Here is a 9,698-nt window from a genome sequence, read left to right on the forward strand (position 1 = left end):
TTTAACAAAAGCCTCAGAACCACATTTCCGGCAATGCATCTCGGTACCCTCCGTTTTTTTTTGAAGGATAGCATAATCTCAAACATTTGTCATTATAAAAGTCAGTGTCTCAATTTTTCAACTGGATTGACCATCACGTTGTCGCTAGGGAAAGGGCTTTGACATTGGCCTTGTTCATTGCGAAGCAGCAATGGCATTGACAATCAAAAGATCGCGAAATTTGAAAAAGATAGGCGGATTTTTCCGGAAATTGCGGAAAAAAAAGGGGGGGATGGATATTTAAAATTCAAAAATTTCCAAAACGAAGCGTCATGGTCATGCCGTTTCGTGAAGGTACATGTCAAAGGCCAAAGGTGAACCGGCATATCAGAAAAGCTGCTTGAAGGGGGAGCGCTTACTCCATTCTCAAGGAAAGGTTTCAGTCCTTTTGCTCAATCAGGCATCACAAAGCGTGTCGGAAAGGGCATGGGAAAGGAGGAAAGCAAAGCGTATCCTTTTTGGTGAATGGCATTCATCCATGTCTATCCCTTTATCCCGAGCTTTCAGGATGAATTTGACCATAATGCTACCCTATATGCTACTCATGAGAGAATGGTATGACATACATTATTTTGTAAAATAAAAATTTTCCGCCAAAGATATTATGCGATAAGTATTGCGCTGTGGGAATTATTTTTGTTATACACATTGCAAAAAGGGAATACCATCATTTCGGTTAATTGGTAATACCTTTATTCATTATCTTTTATCATCACTCACATATCATCACACATAACACAAAAAGATAAGAGAGGACAGAAGCCAACGGTATAGCTTCTGTCCCTCTTTCTTTAATGGAGAACATTATGAAAGAGAATATCACTTTCCTTCCTGAATATAACAACCATCCAATCAATACAGACATTAACAAGAAACAAGGTTGTTATGAGAAAGCATTAGACAAGATTGAGTCTACTTTCAATTCCATGTTGGATCAACATTCAAAAGTTATGGTAGTAAGATTTGATGTACGGTATCCGAATAACGATAATATACAATGCAATAAAAATCAAGTATATGACTTTACTTATAACCTCAAAAGGTCTCTTAATAGAGAGAAAATAGGTGGTGGACACAAGGTAGATGCCAAACTTATGTATGTTGAAGAACAGGATAAAAGTATACACAAACATTATCATTTTAATGTTATTGTCAATGCTAATGCAAAGAACAAAAGTTATCCAATACTCCAAAAAGCTGAACGTCTTTGGAAAAAGAGTTTAGGTACAGAACAGGATGGGTTAATTGACTTTTGTTCTTCTCATGAAAACGGTATCATTATTGACAAGAACAGTGATGATTTCAACAGCAACTATAATAAGGCTTTTTATCAAGTTTCATATCTTGCCAAAGTTCGGGGTAAGGAAAATCGTGATAAGGGGTCCTGGCTTATTAAAACTTCACGATAATGTCTCTGTTATACCTTCAAACTGGGGTGTATAGCTGCCAGGTACAGTCAATGGGAATTGGGGTGTCCACTTCGTCATAGCTGATACGCTATCATGATGAACGCTCGGCTTCCTAGACGACCAAGGAACTGACGGATTCTTCCGATGTATTGTGGAGCAAAAAATACCTTCCATTTCCGTAGAAGAAAAATCATGAGACGCTTTATGGAATTGGAAGGTATAGAACTGAAAGATGACTTGATGGATGCTTTTCTGAAATGGATTAATCTTGTTAGAGATACATTCCAGAAGAATATGACAGAAACGTATATTTCCTCTCGTAGGATTCAATACATCCTGAAAATCTATAAACGCTCAGGCAATTTCAGCAAATCGCTGGAACTAGCCCTTTCCAGATATTCCGAAGAAGACCGTTCCAGCTTTATGCTTACATGGAAAGCCTGTTACAAGGATTGAGTTTACAATTCCAAAATGACAGCCTTTTTCTCATCATCAATGTGACAAGAGGCAGGTTCAATCCATTCAGCGTGTCCATCATCACACTTCATGTATAATTTCAGGTCTATTTCCTTTTCTTTATAAAAAGTAACATATTCATAACAGAACTTGACATCATCGAACATCTTTTTGATTGGCATTGGAATGTCATACGAACTATCTTTATAACAAGGGGCAACACTCAGAGCTAATTTAAACGGAAGATGGTCACAGTCTACAACAGGGCGGTCATTTACATAAATGAAATAATCACCCTTACCTTCGTTCATACACTTGTTAAGGCATTCATACAAAGCAAGCGTCTTCATAGTTACTCTCCACAAGGTTTAGAAAGAAATGTTTCAGTGTTATCAATATCGTAGGCAGTCACAAGAACAAGACCAAAGTCCAATCCTATGACGCCTAGAATCTCACGCCGTACAAAGGTGTTCTCCAACTCCTCAACACAAGTGTATACATGGGAATACCTATTCTCGGGTTCTGATAAAAGCCGGTAAAGTTCCAAGACAGTCACCAGGTGACCTTCCTCTTTCTTTACCCTGCGAGCCGTTATCTTTTGGTCTAGCCGATTTTGCCCACACGGTCAACGAAAACAGGTAAATCCGCCCGGCACTGAAGCCACCTGCACTGGCTGCTCAGCAGGGGGTAAGGAATAAAAGCCCTGCGGGGTACGCAGGGCGAAGTTCACCTGTGGCAGGTTACTATGCAGGGGCAAACAGTTACCAGGAAAGACGCGGCAACTCTTTGACAATCTCCATCGTCTTCAAGCTCACGGTTATTACGCTCAGAAGCAGGTCAAGGATGTAGCGTGGCTGGTCATGTTCCTTCGCCCAGTCATTGGGGTCGTTGATGATGCCACTGGCCTTGTCCGTCTTGATTTGGTAGCGCTCCATAACCCACTCGATGGCAGAACGACCATTGACTACATACTCATAAGCTTCCAGCGGAATGTTGGAAATCCTGATGTAGCCATTGTAGTCGATGACCGTCTTGTCGTCCTTATTCGGGAAGCGCATCTTCTCCACTTGGAACTTGCCGCTTTCCTCGCCTTCCACATGGACTTGAGGACAGGCTGGCTGTGTTTCGTAGTTCAGGTGCAGTTTGGCCAGATCGCGTCCAGCCTTACTGAATGCCCAAAAGTCCGCAGGCTTTTCCACCAGTGGTAAACGCGGAAGCATCTTCTTCAAGTCCGCAGCAAAGGTTTTGCGATAGTCTGGCGAATGTAGCAACCCGTAGACGTAGTAGAAAATATCTTTCTTCGTTACCTTGGAACCGTAGTTTATTCGGCAGCGTTCCAGAATAAAATCCGTCACACCGTCCTTGCGCACATATTGAGTGCCGTCTTTTTCATCTAGTAAGGTTTGCTGATATAAGTTCTTTTTCTCGTAATAATAAAGTGGAAAGCATTGACAATTAAATTGAAACTGGAAATCAGGTATGCTGTTTGCAATATATGAAGAAAATGACTTTTTATTACCTGTGCCAGAAACGCAAATTACAAGATTTTCTGTATCATTAGTTGGAAATAGAAAAGACATTTTTCCAGGTCTCTCGTTTAGTGATGCATGAAAATAGAAGTTTATCATATTAAATGGCCTATATATAGAAGTGTATAAAGAATTTTCATCAAATATTTTTTTACGTTGCCGCCTTAAATCCTGGTGAAAAGCCGCCGTCATTGTAATATCTTTTGAGGTTATATTTGGTCTTGGTTGACCATTTTTATTTAACTTTACTAGTTTATTATAGAACATTATTGTATGTTTTACGTTTGCTATCAGTGTATTTTTTGAAAAATTATAGCACCAGGCGTCGCGTGCTGTCACAACGCCGGGAGAATAGTAAGGCACAAAAAATGTCTGCTTATTGTCCTTGTTGTCCTTATCTCCCAGCGGGATAAAGGTACTAAACTGTTCGTTGCGCTGATTCAGCCAATCCCCGTGAGCATTGGGATGAATCTGCTCCCACCCCATGTCGGGACTGAGGACGCTACGCTTTTTGGCAATAATCTTAAGCTTCTCTTCCCTGCTCAGATAGTCACCAATGTCATGATAACGAATGTAGGTTTTGCCATGATTCCGGGGCTTTTTGACCAGAACAGTAATGGCAACACCGGTCATGATGTTAAATACGTTCTTTCCCTCTTTTTTCGCAAGTTCCCCATGTTTTCCGCGGATAGCTCCACGAAGATTAAAGACATAAATCTCACTGAATTCTTCTTCCAGGCACTTGCGGAAGCCGTCCATAGCGTTGGCGTTGAGCCAGCCGCCGTTGGAAACGAAAGCTATGATGCCACCCTGGTCTTTTGGCAACCTGTCCGAGGCCCATCGGAAGGCCTTAATGTAGGAGTCGTAAACACTCTTGCTTTGTATTGCGACTGAATTTTTTACATAGGTATCTGCGATGCGCTTTTCCAGCTTTTCATAATGCTGGTTCTGTGCATTGTCATTGGCGGATTTCTGGCCTACTGAATAGGGCGGGTTGGCAATGATAACCTGAATAGGAGACTTCTGCTGTTCCTGCATCCGTTCAGAGTTCCGCTTAAGTCTAGGAGCATGGAGCCAGAGGTCACTATCATTTTCGCTAAGCTGGAAAGTATCCGTCAGACAGATGCCGTCAAATGGAGTGTACTCCGTTTGTTCTTCTTGTACGGCGTGCCAAGCGTTTTCAATATTGACAGAGGCGATGTAATACGCCAGCAGGATGATTTCGTTGGCGTGCAGTTCCCGTTTGTATTTGCGCTTCAGAGCGTCCGGTGCGATAAGACCATTCTGAATCATGCGCACGATAAAGGTTCCTGTACCGGTAAAGGGGTCGAGGATATGCACGTTTTCATCCGAGAGTGAGCGCCCAAAGGAGGCTTGCAGCACATCCGCAACAGAACGGTTGATGAAGTCCACAATTTCTACTGGTGTGTAGACAATACCCAATTTTTCTACGGTGAGCGGGAAGGCAGTACGGAAAAATTTGTCGTATAGCTCGATGAGGACGCGCTGCCTGCCTTCGGCATTATCTATACCGGAAACGCGCATTTTCACAGATTCATAGAAGCGTGTCAGTACTTCTGCGTCCTTCTCTAGTGCCTGCTCTTTCAAAAGCTCAATCATGCTCTGCAAGGCGCGAGAAACGGGATTATTTTTCACAAAAGAATAATTTTCAAACAGAGCTTCAAAGACGGGCTTGGTAATCAAGTGTTGAGCCAACATCTCCACTACTTCGCCGGAAGAAACAGCGGGGTTGATATTTTTGCGTAAATCTTCGAGGAGTCCGTCAAAAGCGACCTTATGCTCGCCAGGCTTGGCGATGAGCCGGTTGATACGTTCCATGTAGCCCTGAGCGATTTTCGCCACATCTGCTGCCCATTGCTCCCAGTAGCGCTTCTCGCCGACCTTCTGCACCATTCGGGCGTAAATGACGTTTTGCAGCCCGTGTATCTGAGGCAGAGGAAGTTGTATCGGCGCAGACCCGCGGGCATTGCCTGAGTTTGCCCAACCGTCTCTCTCTCTCTCTCTCCCTCACATGCTGCTATAAACATTGCAAATAAAATTATAAAAAATAAGTAGTTATCTTTATCAATTTTATCCAAAAAATCCATTTTGGATAATGAATGGATAACCATCTTCCCTTTTAAGTCTTTCGTCGTTATCATGCCTTCATGAGTGACGTAACAAGCCGAAAATACATAAAAACTAAGTTCGAGGGCGTTTTCTATCGCCTGTCTTCCAAGATACGCAACCCAAAGACGGGAGAGCCGGATCGCATCTACTGTTTCTGCTACACTGATGCCCAGGGAAAGGGTCATTGGAAGACAGTAGGCAGGCACAGCGAGGGTATCCGGCCCCCAATGGTCAAGAGCGAACGGGCAAAATTCATCGCCGAGATCGCCAGCACAGGTATAAATCCGGCTACCCGCGACAATGTGACGATTGGTCAGCTTGTTGACGCCTACCTTGCCTGGGGCAGGAGCGAAGGAAAGTACGTTGACCAGCACTACAGCCAGTACAAGGCCCATCTCAAGGCCAAAATCCACGATCTGCCTGTTTCCGCTCTGAGTTCTGGACTCCTCTCCAATCTCAAGGCAGAGTTGCTCGCTACCCCCACGGGAAATACAAAGTCCAAAAAGGGCGGAAACGTCAAATCCAGGGGCAGGGCAAAGCCCCGAAAGACTCTGGCGGGCCAGACCGTCAACAACATTTTCAGCTTCATGCGTTCCGCTATAAATAGGGCAATTGCCACCGGTGCATGGAGCGGCGTCAATCCGTTGTCCACCAAGAGCGGCACATGGAAGATGGTCAAGGCCAACAATGAAAGGCTTCGTTTTCTGACCAGAGAGGAAGCCAAAGCTCTTCTGGACGACCTCGAAAAGCGGCATCCGCAGTTGCACGATATGGCACTGCTCTCCCTGCGAACCGGCCTTCGGCCCACGGAAATATTCAAGTTGCGCGGACAGGACGTGGACGGAAATGCTTGTGGCCTCTATATCATTCAGAAAGGGGGCAAGCGGGTGTTTGTCCGTGTGCCTGAAGATATGATTCAGATGCTTCAAGCGTACAAACGCAAGCCAGCAGAACCGATTTTCCAGCAACCGCGCAAGCGGACGGCTTTTGATAAAACGCCCGCCTGCTTCCAGACCGCTGTCAGAAAGCTCAATCTGGCCCCGAAAGATGGCGACAGCCTGTACGCCGTGACTTTGCACACCATGCGGCATACGTTTGCGTCTTGGTTGGCACAGTCCGGCAAAGTCTCGCTCATGGAACTTCAGAAACTCATGCGCCACAAGAACATCACCATGACCATGCGTTATGCGCACCTCTTTCCCGGACAGGAAAACGAAAAACTGTCGATTATAGGGGACATGTTGGCTTGAAGTTGTCATGCGCCAGAGTCCTCGGAAGTTTTGATCCGTTTGGAAACGATATAATCTTCTATCACGGAACGTTCATACAGAACACGTCTGCCGAAAGTGGTATACGCTGGGCCGATACCCTCCGAGCGCCACTCGGCAAGCATTTTTCTGTGAATGCCGAACTCACGTTCGACATCCTTTGGGGCAAGCAGCTTTTTCCCTTGTGGACTGACGACATCAGTCTTTTTCTCATCTTCTATTGCTGCCCGTACAGCTTCCATGAGCAAGGGGAGTAACTCTTCTGGAGTAGTGACGATGACAGTCGGACTTTCTGTGAGCATATTAGCCTCCGATGCAAGGAAGCTCAGGGAGTGAATCAGGTGACAGGTTATAATATTTTGCAATAAGCTCAGTCATGCTGTGGCAGTCATTTTGCTCAAGCATTTTTTCTCTGTGTCGGAGAACGCCACTGTAACTTATGCAAAAAATTTCAGCAATTTCTTTACTGGTTTTTCCAGCAAGAATAAGTTGGAAAACTTCCCTGCCACGTGGAGTAAGAACAAGTTGTGATACATTTTTCGGAAGTCCAGACAAAATTGCCCGCATGAGTTCGATATTTCCATGCACGTCATACACCATTCTAATAGTCGCCAGATGCCTGTAAACAGTTGTTCGGTGAATAGATAACATGCGGGCAATTTCTTTTGGGACATTTGCCCATTGCCAGCAGTATGACAATTTGACTCTGTCGTCTTGTGAGTCCCTTCATGGCTACAACCTCTACGAAATCGGTTTTCGGACATTAACTGTGTAGCATGGGGGATTTTTGGGCGGCAGTGGTAGAGTTATGCAAGTTGAAAATATTTATCTCGACGGTTCTTCAGGTTCAAGAAGGGAAGGCTCCATCCTCTGCTGAAAAGCGTCAGGAGGGGCTTCCCATAACTATCTAAAATAAAAAATGATTATTCAGAACACTGCTACGCTGATGCCCCAAGTGCCCGACACAAGCAGAGCCGTCGCCGCAAGCGCGTGTTTGCGCCATATGCCTTTGCCTTCGCCAAAGGCTTTTGCAGCGTGAATGCCCTCAACCACACAGTCGCCCATGCAAAGGATGCCTGTCAGGATACCCACCGGCTTTGCCGAGGGGACACTATTTCCTGTGTGCCATCATTCGCCCGCAAGACCTATCCTGCATCTTCGTGCGCTTTTCCGCTTCGGCTGTTATCCCACAGTTGCCTGGATGCTCCCTGAACATCGCTCTTCATTTAGACGTATCCTCTTGTAAACGGAAGCGTTAGCTTTTGTCCTGCTTTCCCTTCTCGGAAAAATGCAATTTTTCGGAAAGACCTCTTGACAGTCGCACGAGGAAAGGGCAAGATAATTTCATCGAGCGGATGGATCGCTCGAAGAATCCTGTCAATAAGGGTTCGCGAAGTGAGGATGCTCTCCCTTTGATGTTTTCCATCACCATGTGATGGTTGGATTCGTAAAAACATGCATGGCATCATCCTTACGATGTGGAAGAGTGCGGCATCAACGGTGATACCCCTTCCCCAGTGTTGCGTAACCTATTGATTTGACAGGTCTTTATGCTCTCTCTCTCTCTCTCTCTCTCTCTCTCTCTCGACGGAGTATTGCATACGCTGAAAACAGCGTGCGTCTCTATTCGTTAACTGACATTCCAGTACCGTAGTCCAGCCCATGCGAGATGTTTTTCTTGCATGGGCTGGATTTGTTTTGTCGTTTTTTTTGTCGTTACTTGTTTCTCCACGGCATCTCCAAAATTTTTAAAGGAATTTCATCATGGCAGACATACGTCTTGTTCGTCCCGAAGCTGGAACAAATCAGGCAGTAACGTGCGAACCTGAAGCCAGGTTCGTGTTTGATTTCCCCACCGATGCGGCCACCCTGTCCCGAAATGGCGACAACCTGGTCATGACCTTTGAGGATGGGGCAACGCTGACCCTGACGGATTTTTACAAGACCTATTCGAGCAAGAATATGCCGAACTTTGAGGTGGACGGAGCCCAGGTGGCCGGTGCGGATTTCTTTGCGGCCATGAATGAACCGGATCTGATGCCTGCCGCAGGTCCCGGCGGGCGTGCTGCCGCCGCGGGCGTTGGGGGTGGTCGCTATCATGAATACGCCAATATGGCCCTGTATGACGGTCTTGACCGTCTGGGAGGTCTGGACGTGGGCTGGCCCGATGGAGGCTATGAGCCGGAAATCGACGGCGCGGCCGGTCGTGTGGGGGAAGACGCCGGATATATCAACGCCACGCCGAGTCTCGACAATTTCATGACGACGCCCGACCCCGAGGGAACCGATCCGAACGCGGCGGGTACCGGATCCGCTGGTATTATAGTGGACGAAGCTGCCTTTGCCGCGGGAACCGGCAGAGACGCCGGCAGCGGTGACAGGGGACATGGCTACAAGGGGCGCGGCGGCTTTGACGTGCACCTGAACGGCGAAGGCGGTACGGTCACGCTGACGGATCCCGATGGCAATAAGGTCACGTTTGGCGTGAACAGAGAAGGCAACGTGACGGTTCAGCAGGGTACTGGCCTGACGGTGAACGGCGTCCTGGTCAACGACTTTTCAGGCGCTGTCGATGGCGATGGCACGCTGCATGTGGAATACGAGTACGCTCTTGAAGGAAGCCGGACGCATGAAAATGGGAACAGCGTAGGCGCGGATGACGCCCTGCGCGGACAGATCGGCATCCATGTCGTGGACGGCAACGGCGATACCGCCGACGGCTCTCTCAGCGTGGAAGTCCATGATGACGGCCCGGTGCTGAGCGGCATCACTGTGGCCGGAGAAACTCAAGAAGACGGCACGGTGGTAGTGGACGATGCGAATGGTACGATTACGTTCACGCTTGATGGTGCGGCGTTTGGCGCAGA

Annotated in this window: 7 protein-coding genes and 1 pseudogene; 4 read left to right on the plus strand and 4 right to left on the minus strand. The window is 46.6% G+C overall.

Annotation, left to right across the window (positions count from 1 at the left end; translation table 11 throughout):
- Nucleotides 1-845: 845 nt before the first annotated feature.
- Both Q0Z94_RS10060 and Q0Z94_RS10065 read left to right on the plus strand, forming a co-directional pair.
- Nucleotides 846-1,448: an inovirus-type Gp2 protein gene (locus Q0Z94_RS10060; RefSeq protein WP_298069337.1), complete on the plus strand. Its 603-nt coding sequence runs from the start codon at nt 846-848 to the stop codon at nt 1,446-1,448.
- Between the two features lie 204 nt (nt 1,449-1,652).
- Complete coding sequence (locus Q0Z94_RS10065; protein WP_298069339.1) at nt 1,653-1,904, plus strand: hypothetical protein; 252 nt, start codon at nt 1,653-1,655, stop codon at nt 1,902-1,904.
- 2 nt (nt 1,905-1,906) lie between these two features.
- Here the strand turns inward: Q0Z94_RS10065 and Q0Z94_RS10070 are convergent, their stop codons facing one another.
- Together Q0Z94_RS10070 and Q0Z94_RS10075 are read right to left on the minus strand one after the other, a co-directional pair.
- Complete coding sequence (locus Q0Z94_RS10070) at nt 1,907-2,254, minus strand: hypothetical protein (protein WP_298069340.1); 348 nt, start codon at nt 2,252-2,254, stop codon at nt 1,907-1,909.
- 411 nt (nt 2,255-2,665) lie between these two features.
- Complete coding sequence (locus Q0Z94_RS10075; RefSeq protein WP_298069343.1) at nt 2,666-5,347, minus strand: type ISP restriction/modification enzyme; 2,682 nt, start codon at nt 5,345-5,347, stop codon at nt 2,666-2,668.
- Nucleotides 5,348-5,601: 254 nt separating this feature from the next.
- Between Q0Z94_RS10075 and Q0Z94_RS10080 the strand changes: the two genes are divergently transcribed.
- Nucleotides 5,602-6,813: a site-specific integrase gene (locus tag Q0Z94_RS10080; RefSeq protein WP_298069345.1), complete on the plus strand. Its 1,212-nt coding sequence runs from the start codon at nt 5,602-5,604 to the stop codon at nt 6,811-6,813.
- 5 nt (nt 6,814-6,818) lie between these two features.
- On the opposite strand, the gene Q0Z94_RS10085 is transcribed toward Q0Z94_RS10080, so the two are convergent.
- Complete coding sequence (locus Q0Z94_RS10085) at nt 6,819-7,133, minus strand: hypothetical protein (RefSeq protein WP_298069347.1); 315 nt, start codon at nt 7,131-7,133, stop codon at nt 6,819-6,821.
- A 1-nt stretch (nt 7,134) separates the two neighbouring features.
- On the minus strand, nt 7,135-7,482 hold the full coding sequence (locus Q0Z94_RS10090) for a LuxR C-terminal-related transcriptional regulator (RefSeq protein ID WP_298069349.1): 348 nt from the start codon (nt 7,480-7,482) through the stop codon (nt 7,135-7,137).
- Nucleotides 7,483-8,595: 1,113 nt separating this feature from the next.
- Between Q0Z94_RS10090 and Q0Z94_RS10095 the strand changes: the two are divergent.
- Nucleotides 8,596-9,698, plus strand: a pseudogene (locus Q0Z94_RS10095) (hypothetical protein); the annotation flags it as partial.

Source organism: uncultured Mailhella sp. (assembly GCF_947631555.1).
GTDB lineage: Bacteria > Desulfobacterota > Desulfovibrionia > Desulfovibrionales > Desulfovibrionaceae > Mailhella.

Coding starts and splice junctions, on each gene's coding strand:
- Q0Z94_RS10060 (WP_298069337.1), top strand. CDS start 846: ATGAAAGAGAATATCACTTTCCTTCCTGAATATAACAACCATCCAATC.
- Q0Z94_RS10065 (WP_298069339.1), top strand. CDS start 1,653: ATGGAATTGGAAGGTATAGAACTGAAAGATGACTTGATGGATGCTTTT.
- Q0Z94_RS10070 (WP_298069340.1), bottom strand. CDS start 2,254: ATGAAGACGCTTGCTTTGTATGAATGCCTTAACAAGTGTATGAACGAA.
- Q0Z94_RS10075 (WP_298069343.1), bottom strand. CDS start 5,347: ATGGTGCAGAAGGTCGGCGAGAAGCGCTACTGGGAGCAATGGGCAGCA.
- Q0Z94_RS10080 (WP_298069345.1), top strand. CDS start 5,602: ATGAGTGACGTAACAAGCCGAAAATACATAAAAACTAAGTTCGAGGGC.
- Q0Z94_RS10085 (WP_298069347.1), bottom strand. CDS start 7,133: ATGCTCACAGAAAGTCCGACTGTCATCGTCACTACTCCAGAAGAGTTA.
- Q0Z94_RS10090 (WP_298069349.1), bottom strand. CDS start 7,482: ATGTTATCTATTCACCGAACAACTGTTTACAGGCATCTGGCGACTATT.